Source organism: Novosphingobium sediminicola, assembly GCF_014196525.1.
In the GTDB taxonomy this organism is placed as follows: Bacteria; Pseudomonadota; Alphaproteobacteria; order Sphingomonadales; family Sphingomonadaceae; genus Novosphingobium; species Novosphingobium sediminicola.
In genome coordinates, this window is the sequence record NZ_JACIDX010000017.1 from 1 (window position 1) to 18,778 (window position 18,778).

At 59.0% G+C, this 18,778-nt stretch carries 32 protein-coding genes; 13 read left to right on the forward strand and 19 right to left on the reverse strand.

The annotated features are described in order from the left end of the window. The 4 genes from GGR38_RS23985 to GGR38_RS18835 form a co-directional block, all read left to right on the forward strand. Positions 1-275 (forward strand): hypothetical protein (locus tag GGR38_RS23985; protein WP_221227158.1); only part of this gene is annotated, 275 nt, incomplete at its 5' end. A 123-nt stretch (positions 276-398) separates the two neighbouring features. Then, positions 399-863, forward strand: coding sequence for a hypothetical protein (locus tag GGR38_RS18825; protein ID WP_183627695.1), 465 nt, complete (start codon positions 399-401; stop codon positions 861-863). A 214-nt stretch (positions 864-1,077) separates the two neighbouring features. Then, a complete protein-coding gene (locus GGR38_RS18830) occupies positions 1,078-1,419 on the forward strand; it encodes a hypothetical protein (RefSeq protein WP_183627696.1) in 342 nt (113 codons plus the stop codon). A 249-nt stretch (positions 1,420-1,668) separates the two neighbouring features. Continuing rightward, positions 1,669-1,944: a hypothetical protein gene (locus tag GGR38_RS18835; RefSeq protein WP_183627697.1), complete on the forward strand. Its 276-nt coding sequence runs from the start codon at positions 1,669-1,671 to the stop codon at positions 1,942-1,944. Between the two features lie 101 nt (positions 1,945-2,045). Here GGR38_RS18835 and GGR38_RS18840 read toward each other — a convergent pair whose 3' ends face one another. From GGR38_RS18840 to GGR38_RS18925, 18 genes are all read right to left on the reverse strand, one after another. After that, a complete protein-coding gene (locus tag GGR38_RS18840) occupies positions 2,046-2,327 on the reverse strand; it encodes a hypothetical protein (RefSeq protein WP_183627698.1) in 282 nt (93 codons plus the stop codon). Between the two features lie 71 nt (positions 2,328-2,398). Continuing rightward, a complete protein-coding gene (locus GGR38_RS18845; protein ID WP_183627699.1) occupies positions 2,399-2,650 on the reverse strand; it encodes a hypothetical protein in 252 nt (83 codons plus the stop codon). A 6-nt stretch (positions 2,651-2,656) separates the two neighbouring features. Continuing rightward, positions 2,657-3,100, reverse strand: coding sequence for a Bbp16 family capsid cement protein (locus GGR38_RS18850; protein ID WP_183627700.1), 444 nt, complete (start codon positions 3,098-3,100; stop codon positions 2,657-2,659). Between the two features lie 12 nt (positions 3,101-3,112). Further along, entirely contained in the window at positions 3,113-4,129 is a 1,017-nt protein-coding gene (locus GGR38_RS18855; protein WP_183627701.1) for a major capsid protein, read from the reverse strand. A 3-nt stretch (positions 4,130-4,132) separates the two neighbouring features. After that, the gene (locus GGR38_RS18860) at positions 4,133-4,873 is read right to left on the reverse strand and encodes a hypothetical protein (protein WP_183627702.1); all 741 of its coding nucleotides are present in this window, start codon (positions 4,871-4,873) and stop codon (positions 4,133-4,135) included. Next, entirely contained in the window at positions 4,812-5,168 is a 357-nt protein-coding gene (locus tag GGR38_RS18865; protein ID WP_183627703.1) for a hypothetical protein, read from the reverse strand. The genes GGR38_RS18860 and GGR38_RS18865 overlap by 62 nt, the downstream gene beginning before the upstream one ends. After that, on the reverse strand, positions 5,165-6,841 hold the full coding sequence (locus GGR38_RS18870) for a portal protein (protein ID WP_246405027.1): 1,677 nt from the start codon (positions 6,839-6,841) through the stop codon (positions 5,165-5,167). Before GGR38_RS18870 ends, GGR38_RS18865 begins: the two co-directional genes overlap by 4 nt. Before the next feature lie 508 nt (positions 6,842-7,349). Next, positions 7,350-7,730: a hypothetical protein gene (locus tag GGR38_RS18875; RefSeq protein ID WP_183627704.1), complete on the reverse strand. Its 381-nt coding sequence runs from the start codon at positions 7,728-7,730 to the stop codon at positions 7,350-7,352. Positions 7,731-7,892: 162 nt separating this feature from the next. Then, positions 7,893-9,395, reverse strand: coding sequence for a terminase (locus tag GGR38_RS18880; RefSeq protein ID WP_183627705.1), 1,503 nt, complete (start codon positions 9,393-9,395; stop codon positions 7,893-7,895). After that, positions 9,395-9,934 carry a terminase small subunit gene (locus GGR38_RS18885; RefSeq protein ID WP_183627706.1) on the reverse strand — a complete coding sequence of 180 codons (540 nt, stop codon included), beginning with the start codon at positions 9,932-9,934 and terminating at the stop codon, positions 9,395-9,397. Before GGR38_RS18885 ends, GGR38_RS18880 begins: the two co-directional genes overlap by 1 nt. Continuing rightward, on the reverse strand, positions 9,927-10,316 hold the full coding sequence (locus GGR38_RS18890) for a helix-turn-helix domain-containing protein (RefSeq protein WP_183627707.1): 390 nt from the start codon (positions 10,314-10,316) through the stop codon (positions 9,927-9,929). Before GGR38_RS18890 ends, GGR38_RS18885 begins: the two co-directional genes overlap by 8 nt. Beyond that, a complete protein-coding gene (locus tag GGR38_RS18895) occupies positions 10,316-10,555 on the reverse strand; it encodes a hypothetical protein (protein WP_183627708.1) in 240 nt (79 codons plus the stop codon). The genes GGR38_RS18890 and GGR38_RS18895 overlap by 1 nt, the downstream gene beginning before the upstream one ends. Then, a complete protein-coding gene (locus GGR38_RS18900) occupies positions 10,552-11,085 on the reverse strand; it encodes a hypothetical protein (protein ID WP_183627709.1) in 534 nt (177 codons plus the stop codon). The genes GGR38_RS18895 and GGR38_RS18900 overlap by 4 nt, the downstream gene beginning before the upstream one ends. Further along, a complete protein-coding gene (locus tag GGR38_RS18905) occupies positions 11,069-11,740 on the reverse strand; it encodes a hypothetical protein (protein WP_183627710.1) in 672 nt (223 codons plus the stop codon). The genes GGR38_RS18900 and GGR38_RS18905 overlap by 17 nt, the downstream gene beginning before the upstream one ends. Further along, a complete protein-coding gene (locus GGR38_RS18910) occupies positions 11,737-12,072 on the reverse strand; it encodes a RusA family crossover junction endodeoxyribonuclease (protein ID WP_183627711.1) in 336 nt (111 codons plus the stop codon). Before GGR38_RS18910 ends, GGR38_RS18905 begins: the two co-directional genes overlap by 4 nt. Next, positions 12,069-12,284 carry a hypothetical protein gene (locus GGR38_RS18915; protein ID WP_183627712.1) on the reverse strand — a complete coding sequence of 72 codons (216 nt, stop codon included), beginning with the start codon at positions 12,282-12,284 and terminating at the stop codon, positions 12,069-12,071. Before GGR38_RS18915 ends, GGR38_RS18910 begins: the two co-directional genes overlap by 4 nt. Continuing rightward, complete coding sequence (locus GGR38_RS18920; protein WP_183627713.1) at positions 12,284-12,637, reverse strand: hypothetical protein; 354 nt, start codon at positions 12,635-12,637, stop codon at positions 12,284-12,286. The genes GGR38_RS18915 and GGR38_RS18920 overlap by 1 nt, the downstream gene beginning before the upstream one ends. Before the next feature lie 171 nt (positions 12,638-12,808). Further along, a complete protein-coding gene (locus GGR38_RS18925) occupies positions 12,809-13,045 on the reverse strand; it encodes a hypothetical protein (protein ID WP_183627714.1) in 237 nt (78 codons plus the stop codon). Positions 13,046-13,075: 30 nt separating this feature from the next. Here GGR38_RS18925 and GGR38_RS18930 point away from each other — a divergent pair, with 30 nt between their 5' ends. The 4 genes from GGR38_RS18930 to GGR38_RS24660 all read left to right on the forward strand — a co-directional run bounded on the left by GGR38_RS18930 (position 13,076) and on the right by GGR38_RS24660 (position 16,542). Continuing rightward, positions 13,076-13,837: a S24 family peptidase gene (locus GGR38_RS18930; protein ID WP_183627715.1), complete on the forward strand. Its 762-nt coding sequence runs from the start codon at positions 13,076-13,078 to the stop codon at positions 13,835-13,837. A gap of 372 nt (positions 13,838-14,209) precedes the next feature. Continuing rightward, positions 14,210-14,833, forward strand: coding sequence for a hypothetical protein (locus GGR38_RS18935; protein ID WP_183627716.1), 624 nt, complete (start codon positions 14,210-14,212; stop codon positions 14,831-14,833). Between the two features lie 364 nt (positions 14,834-15,197). Beyond that, positions 15,198-16,031: a hypothetical protein gene (locus tag GGR38_RS18940; protein ID WP_183627717.1), complete on the forward strand. Its 834-nt coding sequence runs from the start codon at positions 15,198-15,200 to the stop codon at positions 16,029-16,031. A gap of 316 nt (positions 16,032-16,347) precedes the next feature. Beyond that, a complete protein-coding gene (locus tag GGR38_RS24660; protein WP_183627718.1) occupies positions 16,348-16,542 on the forward strand; it encodes a KTSC domain-containing protein in 195 nt (64 codons plus the stop codon). Here GGR38_RS24660 and GGR38_RS18950 read toward each other — a convergent pair. Next, positions 16,539-16,712 (reverse strand): hypothetical protein, encoded by a 174-nt coding sequence (locus tag GGR38_RS18950; protein ID WP_183627719.1) that lies wholly within the window; start codon positions 16,710-16,712, stop codon positions 16,539-16,541. The two genes, GGR38_RS24660 and GGR38_RS18950, sit on opposite strands and share 4 nt — an antisense overlap. Before the next feature lie 180 nt (positions 16,713-16,892). Between GGR38_RS18950 and GGR38_RS18955 the strand changes: the two genes are divergently transcribed. The 5 genes from GGR38_RS18955 (at position 16,893) to GGR38_RS18970 (ending at position 18,767) form a co-directional block, all read left to right on the forward strand. Next, positions 16,893-17,132 carry a hypothetical protein gene (locus tag GGR38_RS18955; protein ID WP_183627720.1) on the forward strand — a complete coding sequence of 80 codons (240 nt, stop codon included), beginning with the start codon at positions 16,893-16,895 and terminating at the stop codon, positions 17,130-17,132. Continuing rightward, positions 17,132-17,314, forward strand: coding sequence for a hypothetical protein (locus tag GGR38_RS18960; RefSeq protein WP_183627721.1), 183 nt, complete (start codon positions 17,132-17,134; stop codon positions 17,312-17,314). Before GGR38_RS18955 ends, GGR38_RS18960 begins: the two co-directional genes overlap by 1 nt. After that, positions 17,314-17,595, forward strand: a complete 282-nt coding sequence (locus tag GGR38_RS18965) for a hypothetical protein (RefSeq protein WP_183627722.1) — start codon at positions 17,314-17,316, stop codon at positions 17,593-17,595. Before GGR38_RS18960 ends, GGR38_RS18965 begins: the two co-directional genes overlap by 1 nt. A gap of 33 nt (positions 17,596-17,628) precedes the next feature. Beyond that, positions 17,629-17,757 carry a hypothetical protein gene (locus GGR38_RS24470; RefSeq protein WP_281379457.1) on the forward strand — a complete coding sequence of 43 codons (129 nt, stop codon included), beginning with the start codon at positions 17,629-17,631 and terminating at the stop codon, positions 17,755-17,757. 80 nt (positions 17,758-17,837) lie between these two features. After that, a complete protein-coding gene (locus GGR38_RS18970; protein WP_183627723.1) occupies positions 17,838-18,767 on the forward strand; it encodes a PD-(D/E)XK nuclease-like domain-containing protein in 930 nt (309 codons plus the stop codon). The last annotated feature ends 11 nt before the right edge of the window (positions 18,768-18,778 follow it).

The following is an 18,778-nucleotide window of genomic DNA, read 5'->3' on the forward strand; positions in this document are numbered from 1 at the left end:
TTGAACTCACGGCTAAACTTCCTTCGTTGCATCGATGCTCTCCGTTCGATGAAAACACCTTATCTCGGTGTCCATCAAACCGGCAGCACCTCAGAGGAAAGATGCTTGAGCGGCGCTCCAACTCAGCATTCTTCCGGTATGTCTCCGCGACCACATTCGCCGACGATGAATATCCGGGGCCGCTTGAGCATTGGTCGCTTACTACGCTCAATCACTGCGTTGATGTAGTGAGCGTGGGGCCACCGCGTGTGGTGTGGAGCACGCAACAAGGCTGAACGTCGAGGCGACGCCGAGGTCCGCAAGCCACCATAATGAGACGGGCGGCTCGCGCCCAGTCTTAGCCGTTCCGCAGCTTGCGCTTTGGCGCTAGAAGCGGACGTTCGTAGCAGGAGAGACACGTGCACGACCATCCGTGGCTAAGCGCATATGGTGAACCTTATGACCCTCGGCCCGCGATTGAATTTTGGCGCGCCGGGCAAGTCGAGGATGCCACGCAGGAACTATGGGATAAGCTCTACCATCAGGGGACGGTTAATTCGGCCTCATATGCGGCGGTTGGCGAAATCGTTATGATGATGCAGGAGCAATCGAAGCCTGATTGGAGCGCCTATTCGCTGGTAGCTTCAATCGAGGAAGCGCGCTTGGCCGATGGAAATCCACCTGTCCCTTCCGAACTCAAGCAGGATTACGAAAACGCTTGGGCCGCCATCCTCCCTATGGCATTACGAGACCTTGCGGAGGCGCAGGACGACCTTGTCGTCAGGGGCGCTCTGGCCGTCGTCGCTCATGCCAAAGGGCAGCATACGATAGGGACTATCGCGCTCCTTACAGAGGACGAGCGAGTGGAAATGCTGGGCGTGTAGCGTCCGTTTCGCCCTCCGATACGCTGAAAGCTGCTATTCCGCTCTCCACCATTTCTCGCCCGAAACGGCTGTTCCAGACACGACGCCGTTGCTGACATCGTTCGTTTATCCTAGCCTGCTGAATATCCGTTTGAGAATGGGTTGGGCGGCGGTGCCTCTTGTGATTCAAGCTCAGGATGTGGAACCGGACTTCTGGAGGAGCGGAGTTTTACCAATGATCCGTTTTTCTATCGCGACTGGACTCGCCATCAGTGTATTGGCATTTGGTCAATCGAATGCCGCACCCCTTCCGCGCGAAAAATGCCCAAAGCAGGCCTCAGTCGATCGCAAGGGCAGCGCGGTCAAAACAAGCAAAGATGCCCTTGCAATTGCGAAGATTTATGCCGCTTCGATCTACGGCATGGAAAAAGCAAATATATTTGAACCGAGACAAGCCAAGATGATTTCTCGGGATGTTTGGGAGATATATGGATTTACAGAGGGCGGGATTGGCCGAATGGTAATGCAAATAAATGCAAGAAATGGATGCCTTATTGTTTCAATTATTCAAGGTTGATCCTTGCGTTACGAAAATTATTGTCATTCCAGAGCCGACAATAAACTGGTCATAACGGGAATAGCGGGAATCCACGCCTTTCCTGCTGTAGCGAACGTTGCGCGAGAGGGGCCATAGCCGCCCGTTGTTCATGAAAGCCGGAAGGGTAGCTTTCCACCATATCTCGACGATAAGCGCCGTTCAGGACACGACACCGTTGCGGTCGTTCGTTGGAATGATAATCAAGGCATCACGGTAAAGGGATGCAGCATGAACTTCGGAAAATTATGGCGTTGGATCGATAATGATCTCAATCACGCTCATCCATGGAGCTTAATGCTAATCGTGCTTCCTTTTCTGCCATTTGGTGCAGCTCTCGGATTTGGTACAAGTGCAGATTCCGCCGATGCCATGCTTGCGTTCGGCATGATTGTGGCTGCTCCTTGGTTCTTTTATGCGTTCGTTTGGCGGGGATTCCGGCGTGTTATTCGCTCCACAAATGACACCGTTTCATATTTCCGCCGAAAGAATGACCGACTGGATTGAGCCACGCTTTGTCCGCTCCCCCTAACTTTCCCGCCATCGAGCGGCCGCACCTGCAATCCCCAAAGCTGCCGATCATTTAGCTCGGCATTGATTTGCCCCGCCTAGATCACGCCTGCCGCGATCAGGTCCGTCACCAGCGCCGCCAGCCTTTGCGAATGGGCCTGCAAGGCATTCGCCACGGCCTGCACCTCGGCCTTTGTCGGCGGATCGCTGATGGCCGGGGCGGCATAGGCGGCAAAAGTTGTTCGTGCGATTGTCCCGGTGGGGGCCGCCCATGCGGATGGATCGACCTTGCTCACCTTGTCGCCGCCGATGGCATCGCGGGCCTGCTCGGTCTGGTAATCGGTCAAGCCAACATCGGTAGGGGCCTGACTGCGCCGCATCGGTGCGCGCCCAAAATTCAATTCTGCCATAGAAAATCGGGGCCGGGATTGCTCCCAGCCCCTCCCCAAAATCAGGATGCCTTGCGGCCAGCCTTCACGGTGTCAGCCGAAGCATCGGCATCATCGGAATCGCTTTCCGTTTGATCCGAGGGATATTTATCAGGAAAGCGGGCCTGACATGCAGCCAGCGCCTCCGCATCCTGCGGCTCCCAGAATTTGCCGGGAATGGCCGAGGTGGTGAACAGGCCGCCATCGGCCACCATCCGCCCTTCACCACAAAGATAGACCGTGCTGCCATTGGCGCGATAAGTTGCCATCGTCATGCCTCCTTAGATTGCCACACCCATGGCGCTGTTGGTCTGGCGCGAGGCCACAATGCCCGCCGTGATCTTGCCGGTGGTGGGCGCCGTGCCGGTGATGTCGTAATAGAGGCGCACATAGCGCGCGTTGACGCCAAGGCCGAGTTCGGCCGGGCACTTGAACTGATAGCCCGCCACCAACTGAGCCACCGGCACTTCGCCCGACTGGTAAACCGTGGTCCAGGTGACGCCATCGGCCGAACGGTCCACCTTGACGTTCATCGAGGTCAGGTTGTTGAAGGTTTCGGTCACCAGAACCGAGATGGGAACCTTGCAACCCCCGCCAATGTCGCGGCTCAGCGCCGAGCCGCCGAAGGGCGTGCCGGTGGCGCCGAGGTCATAAATGTTGGTCGAGGCGGCATCGGCCGTAACGGCCTGATTGTCGCTGAACATTTCGATCTTGGAATAGAGCATCGCGGTTGTTCCTTACTGCACGCGGGTTTCGGCGTTGTTGAGCGCATCGGTGCAGCGGATCGGCATACCGCGCCACGAATCCACCACTTCGCCCTGGATCTCCATCGGCGTGAGGCGGATGAAGTTATCGACCGCGCGCGAATTGGTGCTTTCCGCATCCAGCGCCTCATAGGCGGTGCGGTTCATATAGATGGCGGTGCGCCCCGGCGATGCGACACCGGGCTTGTCCATCTTATAGGCATGGATGCGTTGGCACTTGTGATAGGCTTTGCGCAGGAGGGCATTGAGGCTGACCGTGCCTGCGATCAGGTCCGAAACATCGAGATTGGCGATGCGGACGTTATAGCGCCAATCCTTGACGCCAAGGCCCGCGTGCTGGGTAAAGGACTCTTCCTTGACATAGAACGGCTTGCCATCGGCATCGAGGACGCGCTGTTCGCCCTTGTCCTCACGCTGCAAACCGCCCGGAATGTTTTCCGGCAGCAGCATCGAGGTCTGCATATCGCCATGGGTCACCATCCAGATCGACATATTGTCCGATCCGGTGCCGCCCGCGTCGATCACGTTGGGGTTCGCCAGCGTGTTGTAACGCGGGGCGAGGCCGTGGAACTGCTTGGGCGCGGTGCGAACGTCCGAATAGAAGATGGCCGATTCCAGCGTCTGCGCAATGGCCTCGATATAGCCTTGCGCCTCCATCAGGCGCAGCTTGCCCGCCTGTTCGGGCTTGAGCTTGAGCAGGCGCGTGTCGATGCCCGACAGGCCCTCGACAAAGCCGGTCGTTTCCTCAACGGTCTGATAGCCGCCCTTGCTTTGGGTGATGCCCTGATAGAGCGCGCCCCAAGACACCTGCGGCAGGCCGGTGCGAATGGAAATGTCGTGCCGCGTGCCCTTGTTGCAGGTCAGAACATTCGCGTCCTTCAGGAAGGGCGAATACTGGTGCAGGGCCTCAACAATGCTCGCTTCGGCCAGAAGGTCTTTGGCCTTCAGCACATCGAGCAAACTCAGAAAGGTGGTTCCCATGATCGCCATGGCTTAGGCTCCTTCGTTCGGATAGAGGATCTTGTCGATTGAGGTGTTTTCGCGCGGCGCGGCGCCTTCGCGGGGAAACAGGCCATCCTCGCCCAGCATCTCGCCAAGGGCGCGAAAGGCGCGGATCATGTCGGGATGGTTGCCAAACCCGGTTTCATTGAGCGCGGCGCGGAACGGGTGAGGGGCCTTGCCATCCTCGCCAAAGCCGGTGGCCTTGAAGCCCAGCGCATCCAGCCCCTTGGCGGCCAGATGGGCGCTTTCCTCCATCTTGGCCCCGCCAATGTCGGGATCAGCCTTGAAGGCATCGTGCCAGCCCTTGCGCTGGGCTGCGCCTTGCTCGATCAGGTGCTGCACCACCGAGGATTGCGCCTTTTCCATGATCTGCGGCGCCAGCGGCAACAGGGCGTTGGCCTGATCGTTGGTCAGGTCCAGTTCCCGAAAGATCGGCTCTGCGGCGGCCACCAGATCGGCATCGAGCGCCACGCCTTCCAGCGCCAGTTCATAGGCTTCGGGCGCACCGGTGGGCGGGGCTTCCTCGCCTTCGGGCGCTACCGGCTCGTTGCCTTCGCCTTCAACCGGCGCTTCCGGGGCCTTGCCCCCCAGCACGGTATCAAGATCGCCGCCTTCATCAGCAGCGGGCGCGGACTCAGCGGGCGCAACTTCCGGCGCGGCGGCGGGCGCGTCAGTCGTCCCCGCCGAGGGCGGCGTATCGGTCGAGGCTGGGGTCTGGCTTTCGGTGGTCACGTTTCTTGTCCTTGGGTTTAGGCTTGGGGTTCAGGGCTTCGCGCAGGATCAGATCGAGCGTCGCCAGCGCTTCGGGCGAACGCAGCGGCTCAGGCTGACCGGCATCGGCAAGCATGAGCAATTCAAACCCCAGGCTCCGGCGCCCCTCGAAATGGCCGAGATCGCGCCCCATTTGCCCATTTGCAGAAGCGTATTGGCCGAGGATGCCCGCGCCTTGAATCGCGGTGAACAGGAAGCGCAGAAACTCCGGCCGGTTCAGGAGATATTCGGCATCCTCGCTGTCAAAGCCGCTCATTGGGCAATCAGCCGGTCAAGCATCGACTGGCCGCCCGCATCGGTTTCGGAGAGCAGGCGGGCCGCCTGTGCGCCCTGCTGCGCTGCTGGCGCCATCTCCGCCATTTGGGCTTGCCGCTGCTGGGCCGCGCGCTGCTGGCGGATCTGCCCGGCATCTTCGTCCGAACGCAGCATCTTGACCGGAGCGCCCACGCGATAGGCATATTCGTCAATCGTGGCGTCCGTATCGAGCTTGTCGAGCGCGCTGGGATCGGCCCCCGCCAGATTGCCGATGAAGCCCACCACGCGCTCAATCTGGCCAATGCCGATCATGCGCTGCATCTGGTGGAGGATCGAGATAAACTCGACCTTGATCGGCATACCCGCCTGCTGCGCCAGAACGGCGGGAACCGGCGGCAGCATCCCGCCGCGATCCATGATGCCAAAGGCCCGATCAATGGCCGGTTGCAGCTTCTCGTCCGAAACGCGCTCGATCACCGGGCCAAGCTGGGTCAGCTTCTCCTCATTGCGCGAGGCGATCTCCTCCATGTTGCGGGGCTGGATGCCCTGCATGTTGGTGATGGCGTTGAACAGTTCGGCATAGGAGAGGGCGTCGATCTGGGCATAGATCTTGTCGATCTCGCCGCCGATGGCCGCAACCGCCTGATAGGGGATCTGATAGGGGATGATGATCTGATCGGCGGTAATGCCGGTTCCGCGCACGGTGCGCCCCGGCTCCCCGGTCAGGCGGATCGAAGGCGGCGCGATCTTCTCCGGCTTGACCATCGCGTCAATCGCCTCATTGCGGCGCTTGGTCTGCATCTGCAATTCGCGCAGCGCGGGCAGGGCGTCCATGCCCGGCGAGACGCCATAGGTATCGCCGCCGATGACGTCCCAGCGCGGCGCCCAAAAGGGCTGTTCGTCAAAGCCGGAAATGCGCGTGATGCCATCGGCGCGTTGGTCGCCCTGATCCCAATAGACCGAGCGATAGGGCTTGGAACCCAGCTTCTCCGGGTTGTAATCCGGGTTGGGCTGGATCGCCTGATAATATTCAACCGTCTGGGTATAGTTCGAGCCATTATAGGCCTGCATCACCCATGGCGCCACGCGATTGCCAAAGGTCTGCACCGCCTGGCGAACGTCCATCGGGCAATAGCGAAAGAGCGTGTCAGGCTTGAGCGATGCGCTGATGGCGATCCAGTATTCGCCCACGGTCATCGCATGGCAGACCGCGCCGAATTGGCGATCCTCGACCATCACACATGCCTCAACGCCGAACAGGCCCAATTCGGCATATCCGGCCTTGAGCGCACCATAGAAGTTGGTCAGGGCAAGGAAGTCGTACAGCCGCTTTTCGACCTCGGCCAGCCACGCCTTTACATCGGGATGTTCGGCCAGTTCCGGGTCGCCAATGGTCAGGATGAACCACGGCCGCGAAATGCTCGACAGGCCCGAAGTCATGCCGTTGGTCAGGGTGCGAAACGCCTCAATGCCCTTGGGATCAAGCAGGCGATTATTGCGGATGCGCCGTCGCCCGCCCCGGTCGCGCGCATTGGTCAGGAACCGGGAGCGCGCAGGCTGGGCAAAGCGCGCAATATCGGACCATTCGCCTTCATAGTCGGCGCGAATGGATTTCATGCCGCCAAGCTGCAATTCCAGCTTCTGGCGCAGGCTCTGGCCCGCCGCGCGATCCATTATCCGAGGGTCGGCTTGGCCACGGTGGGCGCGCTCAGCGTCCCGGCCGGGCTGGTCATCAGGCCAGCAAGAGCCGCGCGCCGCAGCTTGGAGGTATCGACACCGGCATTCGTCGCGCCGCCATCGGGAACCTTCGTGGCCTGCCGCTCAGCAGGCGTCGAAATGTCAGGGGTGGAACAGATAGGAGCCTCCTGTGGTTAGGAGGCTGGCTATCGTTTATGCGGTGGGGCTTGAATCGCGGGGGTGGGGAGTATGTGCCCTCATCTGGGTTATCGCAGAGATCAGCCTTGGGAATGACGTAATGGCAAAACTATCACGCGCGTTTGCCGCCATATCGGTGCTGGCTATATTCGCCACGGTCCAATCGGGCGGATCGGTAATGGCGCGGTCCCGCCGTCTCTCTAGCTCCTTGATGCCCGTGCAGGCATATCTTCCGCCTCCCTCCGCGCAAGATATGGCGGACATGCGCCGCTATTACCCGATCAAAAAGTATCGATCCTTCCCCCGGTCAATACAATCCTTGCTGCAAAGAGCCGACAGTGAGCAGGGCGCTTGTCGCGGCTTGGCGGACGGCCAGAAATATAACGGCTTGAGCGGTCCAAGTCGGTGTAACCTGAGCCATCGGGCCCTTGTTCTTCTCGAAGAAAAAGGCTGGTGCTGGGGTGGATCGCACACTGAAGCCGAAAAACACTGGATGCGTTGTAAGGAGATTCCGCAATACGTTATCGGAACGCTCCGCGCAGAAGGCGACCCATTCACGGCGGCGGACATTCGGGAAGCAGAGCGCGATGCCCGATAGGGGCATTGAGGGCTGCACAATGCTGGAGAATGCGGTGTAGGCATAGAGCGGGGCAGCTTCCCGGCCCAACGCCAGATCTTCCCCCGTCATATCTCCTCATACCGATCCCGCCCCCTCGGCTCCGGCGCCTCAACCGGCGGAAACGGCATCGCATCGCGCGCAAACCTCTGCCGCAACGCTACCTCATTCCGGCGCAGCCAATGCCGATCATGGCCAAGGGCGATCATCCCATGGATGAAAACCGCATAATCATCAGTCGAGTTCCGCATATCGATCCCCTCCGCTTCCCTCGTAATTGTCTGGATTGAGATAGCCCGGCACCGCGCGCGGCATCACCGGCTCGGCAAAGGTGCAGGCCAGCGCATCACCCCAATCGGGCGATGGCAGGCCGCGCTTTTTCATGTCCTTCTTGCGCTCCAGCATGATCGAGGTGTCATCCCCGCCAAACGAATATGTCGGCCCGATCAGGTCATCACGCAGGCGATCCTCCGGCGGGATACAGGCCCCGCGCAGCCAGTGGCGCATCTTGGTCCACATTTCGGCGCGCTTGTTGGCGGTGTGGACGCGCACGCCCGGCTCCAATTCAGCATCGCGCCCCTCGGCGCCAAACCAGACCTCGATCACCGGCACATCAGGGCGCAACTGGCGCAACCGATCCACGATGGCCGCGCCGATGTTGCCCGCGTCAACGAAGATCATATCGGGATGGTATTTGTCCGCCTCCAAGGCAATGTCGCCCGCCAGCGTCATGCTGTCCATCTTGCTCCAGCGCTTCCATGGACGCGACACGGCATCACGCCCGCAACGAATGGCCAGAACGCTCTCGTCATCGCCCATGCGCGCGCAGTCCACGCCGAAGATAACCGGCTCAGACCCCAGTGCATCAAAGGGCTGGCGCTTCTGCGCGGCCTCGACCGCATCCAGCGCGATGAATTGCATCGAGGAGGCCGAGGGGAACAGCCCGCGCACACGTACCTTGGCAATATCGCTTTCCTCGCCATAGGTCCGCACCAGTTCATCCAGATAGGCCTTGTTCGTCCCCTCGACCGTGCGACTGTCAATCTGCTTGGTTTTCCAAAGATTGCGCGCCTTGCCAAAGCATTCGCGGAAAGCCCCGGTGTTCTGGGTGGGGTTGCCAAAGGCCAGCCACAGGATTTCAGTGTCCTCGTCGGTCAACGCGCCAAGCGCCACCTCCCAGACCTTGGCGGCAATGCCTGAGGCCTCGTCGAAAATCAGGACGATGCGCTTGCCCTGATTATGCAGGCCCGCGAAAGCCTCGGTGTTGTTCTCGCTCCAGGTCACAAGGTCGGTGCGCCATGCCTTGTCATGCCCGCGCATCAGCGAGGCGATGCTGGTGGCGCTGGGCTTGAACCAGTCCGAGGTCAGCGCCAACTGGCACCATTTGGTCAGTTCCGGCCCGGTCTTGGTCAGAAGCTGGCCCTCGGTGTTGGCCGTCACCACCACGCGCGTATCAACGCAGGTGTCGAGCGCCCACTTGTTCACCATCGAGATGCCGGCCGACTTCCCGATGCCATGGCCCGATGCCACCGCGATCCGGCAGGGCGTGTGCCGCGTGGCCGGGCTGCTCAAATGCTCCTCGATCTGCTGGAACATCTCGCGCTGCCATGTGCGCGGCCCGGTCGAGGGCAAGCGCTCCGTCTCCCACGGATAGGCGAACAGTGCGTGATTGACGGGCGAATAGCGAAACTCGCCAATCCGCCGCGCCAATTCCATCTTGGGGCTGACCTCCGCCATCAGCCGCCCGCCACCCGCGCATTGCCTGCCATGATCGCGGCGGCAAGGTCATCGCTCAGGCCATGGTCGATCCGCTCCTTGAAGGCCTGCACATCGACATGCTTGCCGATAAGCTCGATCACCTTGAGGCGGTCGGCCAGACGGATCTTGCGCACCCGGCCGATATGCTTGCGGTTCTCGCCCTGTCCCTCAAACAATTCCTCCACCTCGACACCCGACACCAGCCCCTTGCGAAAGGTGGCGGGCCATTCGCTGATCGGCTTGAGCGCGCCTGCATCATCGTAAAGGTCGGCCAGATCCGCCTCTGCGTCCCCAGCCAGACGCATCAGCACCCATTGGGCATCAATGCCGGTCTTTACCGACCTTTGCGTTTTCCGCCCTACAATGGCCTCCTGAACGTCAACATGGGTCAACAGTCTCTGGCCCTGCTGTTTTGCGGTCTTGGCGCTGTACCCCGCCCGGATCGCCGCCTGAGTGGCATTGAGGTCCACAAGGTATTCATCAACAAAGCGCGCCTGCTTGTCGTTCAGTTCAGCCACGCGGCAGCCCCCGCTTGTAATGCTTGCGCTCAGTCGGACGCGGAGAGCGCGCACCAGCCCCATATCCACGCGCCACATGCGGACGCACCACGTGCATATTCGCCGCCCGCGCCGTGCGCTTACCCGTTGCAATCACTTCAACCTCCCTGAATTTCTGAAAACGCTCGACCTTGATCAGCCCCTTGGCCTCAAGGCGGGCGACGGTGACGGAACCCATGCTGCTGGAATTGAAACCGGCAGCGACTTCGAAATCGATGTTGACCGGGCAGGGCTGGCCGTTCTCGGCCGCCTCATAGATCATCTGGTAAACCACCTGTTCGGCAGGGCTCAGTTCGGCCCGATGCGGAAACAGGTCCATTTGCCCGGCGCTATGGATATTCATCACTTCCCCCTTGCTGCTTGATGATAGCCCTTGAGATATGCGGGCCGGATGGTGCGATAGGCGCCCGATGCGCGGCGCTGGCCCAACTGGTCGTCGGTCAGCTTCTTCACGAACAGGTCGCAGATATATTCCGAGAGGGTGGCGGCAGGCGCGGAGGCCGGGGCAGGTGCAGGCTGGGGAGCCAAACGCCCGCGCTGATCGAAGCCGAGCCGCGCAAAGAGATCCTGCGCTTCGGTCATGCCGCCTCCCCGTCGATCCGCTGAGCCGCCGGGCGGGGCAGGGCGAAGCATCCCCCGCTCTCCACCAGCCAGCCCAGACGCGCCGCAGCCTGCGCCCACAACAGCGGGAGAGCATCAATCGCCCCCTGATCCATTTCGCCGCGGCTAAGTGCGGCCATGGCCCCATCATACCGGGCCTGCCGATCATGGCGCAGCGTGGCTTCGGCGCGGGCCTGCGCGCGGGCGTGTTCATCATCCCGCCGCCATTCCGCCGCGATCTCCAGAAGCTCGGCAATGGTGGGAAACCACCTGAGGCGAACCAGCGCCGTATCGACCACCCACACAAGCTGCGCGCCGGGCAGGTGGCCAAGCTGGCGCCGGTAGATCTCCAGCAGCACCTTGGCCTCATCAGCCCCGCCACGGCGCGAGGGCAGCACATTGAGGGCCGCCATGCAGCGATCAAAGGCTTGGTCAGAGCAAGGGCGCAGCGCGGGCAGTGGGGCCGAGGCGATGGCCGACAATTCGCGGCGCTGCTCAGCCGTCAAAGCCAAGGTCGGCATAGACCCCTTTGTCCCGCAGGACTTGTCCAAGCGCGGTGCCGGAAGGCTGGCCAGATGCTGACCAACGGTTTTGGTTTCGGTCTTGGTTGCCATGTTTCAGATACCTGCCTTCATCGTGAGCTTTGCGGAGCCAGTTTCGCCATGCCGCTTGCCAATCTTTCTTCACGGCGTTGGGGCCGCTGGTGGATGCTGCCCAATCCCGAAACCGGGCCAGTTCGCGCTCAAGGGCGCCGGGCGGCCATTGGGCGATGGCTTTGGCCAAATCCCCCGTCAGCGGTTCGGGAACCCAATCGACCGGAAGCCTCGTGCCTCGTGTGCGCGCGGTGTTTGTTTCCGGGTGGGTATGGGGGTGGGGGTTAGAATTAATTTCATTGGGGGAGGGGGAAAGGGCGGGGGAGGTAACGCAGGTAACGGCAACTAACGCGGGTAACGCGTTATCGGCGTTACCTTGCGTTACCGGGGGACGGTTCCGCTCCTTGAACTCCCGCTGGCGGCGGGCATTGTCCGCGCGCTTCTTTTCCTTGCGCGCCGCATCTTCTGCCTCCTGGCGCCGCACAACATCGGCGCGTGCGATCTCCATCGCCACTTCGGCAACGAGATCCGCAGGCGTGCCAGCGGCAATCAGGCGGGCAAGGAGATCGCTCACGGCAAAATCTCAATCTCGATCCGGCCGGGCTTTTCAGGGGCCGCAAATTCGAAGCTGGGCAGAAACCGGCTATCGTTGACCTTCAACGCATCCGCGAGGCCATCGAAGATCGGCTTCATCCGGTTGGGAAAGTTCACCCGGTCGCCGCGACGATCCGGCGGGATAAACCGGACGCGCACGGCAATGTCACCGGCATCGGGCGCCTGCGCCTTGGCCGCCAGAGCAGCAGCCTTGGCCCACGCGCGCCACTTGGCCGTAACAGCCGCCTTCCCGCGCCAATGCCCCTTGGCATGGCTCGACAGGCTGGAGGGTGGAAAGGGGAGGGAGATCACTCAAACATTTCCAATTGGTCCTGAGGATTGGCCAGCAGCCAAGCCGCCTTGTCCTCACGCGCCCGCACCAGTGCGGCAGCAGCGCCGCCAAGTTCTTCCTGTGCCCGCTCAAGGCGCAGGCCCGCGCGCTTCACCCGGCGCTCAGCGCAGGAGATAATCTCCTCGATGCTTTCCAGCGTGGGTTCGGAGGGGGTGAGGCCATCGATTTGCATCAGCGGCCTCCTTGACGCTTGGTGATGGCGGCATCGAGCTTCTCGCGGGCGTCCATCAGTTCTTTCAGGCCATCGTCATCATTGGCGAAGGCGGCGAAGCACCGGCCCTCAGGCTCGGTCAGGATCGAGAGAAGTTCGTCAGGGATCACGCCGAACAGTTGCACCAGCGCCGTCAAAGGCATCACCGCAGGGATCGCATCGCGGCCCAAGGGGAAGTAGCTGAGCAACGTGCTGTAAGAGATACCGCTGGCCGCGCTGACGGCCTTGAGGGCTATTCCCCGGCGATCCAGAGCCATGCGCAGATGCACCTGACGCTGGCGCATCTGGCACGAGATGTCGTTATCGTGCGCCATGATCTTGAGTCCTGAATTTGCTAGCTATTGCTGCATGATGGAAAGAAGATTGAGCATTCGCAGCAATGAGCGAATTGGGGTGGGCGGCGTTGACGCTCTGCCCACCCCAGCGACCCGAGACGGGCTCGGAGCAGTTTTTACGCGCGCGCCTGCTAAACGCGGCATAGCCGGTCATGCCGCCTTTTCGGTGGATCGAGGCAAGGGATGGGGCGGCCGATACGCGGCGATGAAATTGAGCACACGTGCGGCGTTGCGCAGCGTGAGCGATCGGCCGTTGCGCATATTCGGAATCAGATTGGGATCTCCGATAGCCTTGCGCCCAAATGTGGTTACGCCCATCCCCATTAGGCAGCAAAAATCCTCAACCTTTCGAAGGATGTCTGCGTCGCTCGCCAGCTTCGTGGTCATAACTTCCAACGTAGTTGGATATTTCCAGCCATGCAAGTAGGAAACTTCAATCTATCGGCAAATCCGGCCCAACTGGTACGGTTGGGAATGTCCGACACCAAAGATCTTCGCGGCATGGCGCTTTACGAAGCGCTCATGAAATTAAAGCCTGAAAGCCTGTCGCCAACCAATTGGGCGCTTCAGGCCGGAGTTAATCGAGGCTTTTTTAGCAATCTTAAAGTTGGAAATGGCGCGGTGCGGTCTGACAGTCTGCGCAAATTGTTGGCACAGATTGGGCGAACCGAAGATGAGCTCTATTCTGTGGCAGGCGGTGTGCAGCCAACATTGGTTGAAAATGTCCGGCCGATCTCAATTGAGACGATTGCCGAGGAGCAGGGCTGGGCGCTGATTGAGGAAATCGACCTTGCGTTAGGGATGGGGGCAACCTTTCTAGACGCGAACCGATTGCCTGAACGCCTGGGGATTATTCCTTTTAGGATGGACTGGCTGCGGGAGATTTATCGAGGGCCAATTGCTGGCCTAAAGATTGTTCGCGGGCGCGGCGACAGTATGGAGCCGACCATCCGTGATGGCGATTTTGTTTTGGTGGATACCTCGCGCCAACGCCTTGATGAGCAGGATGTGGTCTGGGCTGTCAGTTACGGCGATTTGGGGATGATCCGTAGGCTTCGTCAGATGCCAGGCGGCGGCATTCAATTGATGCCCGATAATCCGGTTGTGCGCCCGTTGGAGGCGCATGACGGTGAGATGCACATCATAGGCCGGGTCATTTGGATAGGGCGCAGGATGTGAGGAGTGGAAGATGACTTTCACGCAACTCGCATTCTATGCATTCGGCACGGCAGGTACGGCCTATTTTACATTGCTGCAGCAATTATTTCTCCGGTGTGGTTCTGTAAAAATGCGTCATTTGAGGCATTTTGTCGGAAATCAGAACGCCAAATTTTTAATTATACGCTTGGGTTAATTACACTATTTTCGATTGGGAGAGTTGTTTTTTTAGCTCTCTATGCCGTGACATATTCAATTCCTTCGAGTTGGAGCTCTGGGAGATCCCACCGTCTTTCACGCATTATGATGTTGTATCGTCAGTGTTGAAAAATAGATTTACTAGTTTTTGAAAAATATTGATTGACGGCATTATATGCTAAGGAAGTTTTGGCGATGAAAAGCGGTAAAATTAAAAAATATACAATAATGTTCTTTGTAATTTTAAATATTAACTCACAAGTTACTGCAGGGAGCTTTGTTCCTTGGGGGCTTGATGCAAAGCGCACTCCGCCAATGGATGATCCGCCGCTGGAGTGGTTTGTGTATAATACAGATCGTCTTGGCCGGAAAACGTATATGCAAGATTATTGCTTGTACGTTGATATAAGAAAAATAGCATATGCATGTGCTTCTTCGGAAGAAAAGAAGCATGCTATTGATATCGCTAAGCACGAGACTCAGCTTGAAGAATCCAAAGGAATTGAAAAAAAAGTTCATGATATTTTTGATGAACTTGTTCTCCGGAAGCGAGTTGCTGAGCGTGAAGCGGTCGAACAGAAGCGAATTCAGAGCCTCCCCCAAACTCATATTGATCGTATCTATCACCTTAGGGATCAAATTTATCGCGCTAAAATGACGGTTGAGCGTGAGCGACGAATTGGGCGTAGTGTTGGATATGTGAATGAACAAACTTTGTATCGGGCTGGCGAATATATTGAAAGGTGTCGTGAGGAAATCGCCAGCGAATATCAGCTGTATCGCGCTGTCGGCGGAAGGAAGCCTTTGGCTGCCTTGTAGATCTCACGCGCATTACTGGAGTGATATTTTTCGGTTGATTACCGCTTCGCGGGGGCGGTGTTACTTCGTTAGCTAACGCTGCAATGTCAGGCGCGTTGGCCATTATCTGGATCGTTCGGTGGTTCGAGCCATAGGGGAGGGCATCGCAGCACCTATCGGACTTGCGGGCCGCATCGGTGAGGGGGTGAGGACGGTACTGGAGGCGGCGGGAGTTGATTTGGGCGCAGTGGAAAAGTTAAGGTAACCGAGGCGGGAGGTTTATCAATACTAACAGGAGTGGCGAGTATTTATACGGTTGGTATGCTGGCGCTAACTGGGGCGATTCGTTGCCTATTTTCCGATTTCAATCATGTTGTGAGGGGCCATGCAATCAGCACCTGCTATTTTAGAATTCGGCTTGGTTGACGGAGCGAATGTTGACGCAAAGATTGCAGCTCAAGCGCTTATCGAGTGGGTTGAGGCTCTAAATGCAGCCGCCAAGGCCATAGATCCAAGCTCCAGCGTAGCAGTTGATTTAGTTAGTGCGGAGGCCGCCTGCCTACGTTTCTCAACGATTTTGAAATTTATAGAACAGGATGTTCTGGGGAAGGCGTCTGCTAAACTTGATGAATATCCACGAATAAAGAAGTTGATCGCGCTTAACCTACTCGTGATACCGGGCGCAGTTGTTGCAGGTCTTGTCACAGAGGCATTGAAGCCAGAAGATCCTGTTTTGGCGGAGTTAAAAAAGGTCATAGCGTCCTCTCCAGCCGTAAAAGAAAGAGTGGAATCCTTTTACAGAATTGTTCAGTCGGAAAAATCTATCCAAAACGTCGTGGTGCGAGAGAGCCGGGATGGCCCGCCTATCCTAAAGGTTGATCGCGCGGAATTTGCAGAACGAAGTGGGATGTGGCAGCCGCAGGATGCCCCTGTGCAAGAGAGGGATGGCGGTGGGAACTGGAGCGTGGTGGTCACGCATCCGGTCGCCATTGCAAAGCCTCTGATGTGGGGATTTATGAGGGATGGTCTCCCATTTCGCGCAAAGATGGCGGATGAGGCTTTTATCGCAGGGATAAGAAATGGTACTCTTCCCATTGCCATCCAAGAAGGCGTGGTGATGCAAGTCCACGTTTCATATAGAGAACGTCTTGAAGGGCAAATTTGGGTTCCTGTTCAAGGGACCTATAAAATCGACAAGGTAATTTCGCCAAGCTTTTAGTTCTTTGTCCCAGAAGTTACAATTGCCGCGCTGACTGTGGTGATAATTGAGGCAATAATTATTGTCTGGATCGGCCATCGTAATGTGCAGGCCACAGTACACACAGCGATAATGATGGTGGCTATCACCACCAATGGGTCGCGTAATCCGCTAAGGATGAGTTTGATGAACACGGCGGGCAGCTCCTGACCTGATAATCGCATGGGCGTCAATGCCGCGCAAGTTCGCTCCACCCCGTCCAGCTCCCGCTCGACGGGGTTTTCTATGCTCAAGTGTGCTATGTTAACCGAGAATTGGTCAGATTGAGGGGGCATGAATGCCATATTTCAATTCATCAGCAATCAAACGCGCTGAGTACGATGATGCAACAGGTCGGCTCACGATCTGGTTTCCTCAGGGACACAGCTATGATTATTGCGGGGTGCCGCCGGAAATCTGGCAAGGCCTCCTATCGGCTGGATCGCCGGGGCGATATTTCAACGCCTTTATAGCTGATCGATACCACTGTTAATCCTCATTTACCGTCACCCAGCGCGCACCCTCGGCTTTCAGGTCAAGCACTTCTCCCGGCAACAGGAACCGCGCTGTCACGCCCTGGCGCCCATTGAGTGCGTATTGCAGCGCATAGGTTGGCGCAGCCCGCAGCAGCCACGCCCAGATCGGCTCCATGATCCTTCGCATTCCACTTCTCCACGGCCCCCATGCGGGGCCTTTTTCGTAGGGAAGGATGCCATAGCTTGCCAAAAGTTGGAATTATCCAAATTCAAGTTTGACAAGCTGGATATATCCAACTATCCAACTCCCATCAGCAGCGAGTGAGCCACCAGCGCAGACCTCGCCGCCTCGATGGAGGTTTCACCTATGAACGCTCACACCCATTTTCCCGCACAGGTTCCGATGATCGCCACCGGCTTGGTGTTCGATCACTACCTGCGCGCCGCCCGCCAGAACCTTGAAAACCTCGTTCGCATCGCAGACGGCTTGAACGACACCGCCTTTGCCGAAGAGGCGAGGGGCCTCTTGCAGGGCTTTGAGGACAGCGCCGAGGGCTGCTTTGACCTGATCGAGCGCGCCAACTGCATCGAAGCGGAGGCGGCGTAATGGAAAATCAAATCGCCATCATCCGCGCCGCCTCGCTGGCCGGTTGGCTCAGCAATGACGAGTTCCGCGAGTTCACGCAGGAGATCGCCGCCGCCGTCGATGCGATGGAAATCGCGCCGATCCTGCGCCGCTGGAAGGTCGCCTTTCACCGCAACCGCATCGTCAATCTGGAGGTTGCATAATGGGCAATCACCACGCTTTCACGCTGCCCCACATCGAGGGCAGCGCCTATAACGCGCCGACCTATCGCGGGTGGGCGCTGGACGGGGCAGGGCTTGTTGGCTGGTCCGCTTTCAACGGCGAATATGAGGAACAGCTTTGGGCTTTGACCAAGCCCGCGCTGCTGGCCCAGATCGACGCCTACGAGGACGAGCTTGACCGCGCGCTGGCTGATGCACAGGCCCACCTTGCCGCCATGCCCGCCACCCGCCGCGCCCAGCTTGAAGGGGAGTGGGCCGCATGACCCTCCTTGCCCGTCAGGCGCAGGACGAGGCCGATGCGTAACCTGCGCGCCGCCTATGCAGAGTTCATGAGCCAGACGCCCGCCGAAATGGTCGCCGGTCTGCTCATTGTCGGGACGCTCTTTGGCACGATTGCCGGGCTTTGGTTCGTCACCCCCAACTGATTTCGGGCACCTGATCCAGCCCGAACGCCGGTGGCTCTGCCACCCACAGGCCACCGGCACCCCCTTTCGAGGATTTGACCATGCCCATCATCACCACGCCGGGCGCCTATCCCGACATTCCCGCCGAGGATTATCACGGCAACCTTGACCTACTGCCCGGCCCATCGCTGTCGTCCAGCGGGGCCAAACTGCTGCTGGCCAAATCGCCCTTCCATTTCTGGCACGCCAGCCCAATGAACGCGCATCGCGTCGAGGTGCAGAAGGCGCACTTCAATTTCGGCAAGGCCGCGCATGACATGATCCTGCTGCCGGGCCGCTGGAATGAGTTTTACCATGTGCTGCCCGAGGGCTTCACGCGCGCGGCAAGCAAGAAGTTTGCCTTGGAAATTGCCGAAGCTGATGCCGCGCAGGAAAGCGGCATGGTGGTGCTGTCTTTCGACCAAGCCGAAACGGTCAAGCAGGTTGCCGCAGCGATCCGCAAGAACGATCTGGCGGTGGCGACCCTCACCAATGGCGTCACCGAGGAAACGCTGGTTTGGCAAGATCCTCAGACCGGCGTGTGGCTCCGCGCGCGCCCTGATTTTCGCCCCAACAGCATTTTGACCAAACGCGCAGTGATGGTCGTTTCGGATCTCAAATTCGTGGCCGAAAGCCATGCCAGCCCCAAGGGGTTTGAACGGGCCATCGAAAACTTCGGCTATCATCAGAGCGCCGCGTTTTACATGGACGGCATCAAGGCGATCTACGGCCACTATCCGACCCATTGGGTGCATGTGGTGATCGAACGCGATGCACCGCATTGCGTGGCTCTCTACGAGCTTCCCGGCGAGGATATTGAGCGCGGGCGCGTGCTGAACCGCCGCGCAATCAACCTGTTCGACCGCTGCCTGCAAAGCGGGAAGTGGCCCGGTTACGCCGACGATCCCAAGCAGGTCGGCCTGCCGATCTGGGCGCGGATGCGGATCGACGATCTGAACCCCGAAGAAATGGCCTTTGCCGCCGCAGCTTGAAGGAGAGTCCA

What these genes read in the sequence shown, in the direction of transcription:
- GGR38_RS18830 (WP_183627696.1), top strand. Translation starts at nt 1,078, where the DNA reads ATGATCCGTTTTTCTATCGCGACTGGACTCGCCATCAGTGTATTGGCA.
- GGR38_RS18835 (WP_183627697.1), top strand. Translation starts at nt 1,669, where the DNA reads ATGAACTTCGGAAAATTATGGCGTTGGATCGATAATGATCTCAATCAC.
- GGR38_RS18840 (WP_183627698.1), bottom strand. Translation starts at nt 2,327, where the DNA reads ATGCGGCGCAGTCAGGCCCCTACCGATGTTGGCTTGACCGATTACCAG.
- GGR38_RS18845 (WP_183627699.1), bottom strand. Translation starts at nt 2,650, where the DNA reads ATGACGATGGCAACTTATCGCGCCAATGGCAGCACGGTCTATCTTTGT.
- GGR38_RS18850 (WP_183627700.1), bottom strand. Translation starts at nt 3,100, where the DNA reads ATGCTCTATTCCAAGATCGAAATGTTCAGCGACAATCAGGCCGTTACG.
- GGR38_RS18855 (WP_183627701.1), bottom strand. Translation starts at nt 4,129, where the DNA reads ATGGCGATCATGGGAACCACCTTTCTGAGTTTGCTCGATGTGCTGAAG.
- GGR38_RS18865 (WP_183627703.1), bottom strand. Translation starts at nt 5,168, where the DNA reads ATGAGCGGCTTTGACAGCGAGGATGCCGAATATCTCCTGAACCGGCCG.
- GGR38_RS18870 (WP_246405027.1), bottom strand. Translation starts at nt 6,841, where the DNA reads ATGGATCGCGCGGCGGGCCAGAGCCTGCGCCAGAAGCTGGAATTGCAG.
- GGR38_RS18875 (WP_183627704.1), bottom strand. Translation starts at nt 7,730, where the DNA reads ATGACGGGGGAAGATCTGGCGTTGGGCCGGGAAGCTGCCCCGCTCTAT.
- GGR38_RS18880 (WP_183627705.1), bottom strand. Translation starts at nt 9,395, where the DNA reads ATGGCGGAGGTCAGCCCCAAGATGGAATTGGCGCGGCGGATTGGCGAG.
- GGR38_RS18890 (WP_183627707.1), bottom strand. Translation starts at nt 10,316, where the DNA reads ATGAATATCCATAGCGCCGGGCAAATGGACCTGTTTCCGCATCGGGCC.
- GGR38_RS18895 (WP_183627708.1), bottom strand. Translation starts at nt 10,555, where the DNA reads ATGACCGAAGCGCAGGATCTCTTTGCGCGGCTCGGCTTCGATCAGCGC.
- GGR38_RS18915 (WP_183627712.1), bottom strand. Translation starts at nt 12,284, where the DNA reads ATGCAAATCGATGGCCTCACCCCCTCCGAACCCACGCTGGAAAGCATC.
- GGR38_RS18920 (WP_183627713.1), bottom strand. Translation starts at nt 12,637, where the DNA reads ATGGCGCACGATAACGACATCTCGTGCCAGATGCGCCAGCGTCAGGTG.
- GGR38_RS18925 (WP_183627714.1), bottom strand. Translation starts at nt 13,045, where the DNA reads ATGACCACGAAGCTGGCGAGCGACGCAGACATCCTTCGAAAGGTTGAG.
- GGR38_RS18930 (WP_183627715.1), top strand. Translation starts at nt 13,076, where the DNA reads ATGCAAGTAGGAAACTTCAATCTATCGGCAAATCCGGCCCAACTGGTA.
- GGR38_RS18935 (WP_183627716.1), top strand. Translation starts at nt 14,210, where the DNA reads ATGAAAAGCGGTAAAATTAAAAAATATACAATAATGTTCTTTGTAATT.
- GGR38_RS18940 (WP_183627717.1), top strand. Translation starts at nt 15,198, where the DNA reads ATGCAATCAGCACCTGCTATTTTAGAATTCGGCTTGGTTGACGGAGCG.
- GGR38_RS24660 (WP_183627718.1), top strand. Translation starts at nt 16,348, where the DNA reads ATGCCATATTTCAATTCATCAGCAATCAAACGCGCTGAGTACGATGAT.
- GGR38_RS18950 (WP_183627719.1), bottom strand. Translation starts at nt 16,712, where the DNA reads ATGCGAAGGATCATGGAGCCGATCTGGGCGTGGCTGCTGCGGGCTGCG.
- GGR38_RS18955 (WP_183627720.1), top strand. Translation starts at nt 16,893, where the DNA reads ATGAACGCTCACACCCATTTTCCCGCACAGGTTCCGATGATCGCCACC.
- GGR38_RS18960 (WP_183627721.1), top strand. Translation starts at nt 17,132, where the DNA reads ATGGAAAATCAAATCGCCATCATCCGCGCCGCCTCGCTGGCCGGTTGG.
- GGR38_RS18965 (WP_183627722.1), top strand. Translation starts at nt 17,314, where the DNA reads ATGGGCAATCACCACGCTTTCACGCTGCCCCACATCGAGGGCAGCGCC.
- GGR38_RS24470 (WP_281379457.1), top strand. Translation starts at nt 17,629, where the DNA reads ATGCGTAACCTGCGCGCCGCCTATGCAGAGTTCATGAGCCAGACGCCC.
- GGR38_RS18970 (WP_183627723.1), top strand. Translation starts at nt 17,838, where the DNA reads ATGCCCATCATCACCACGCCGGGCGCCTATCCCGACATTCCCGCCGAG.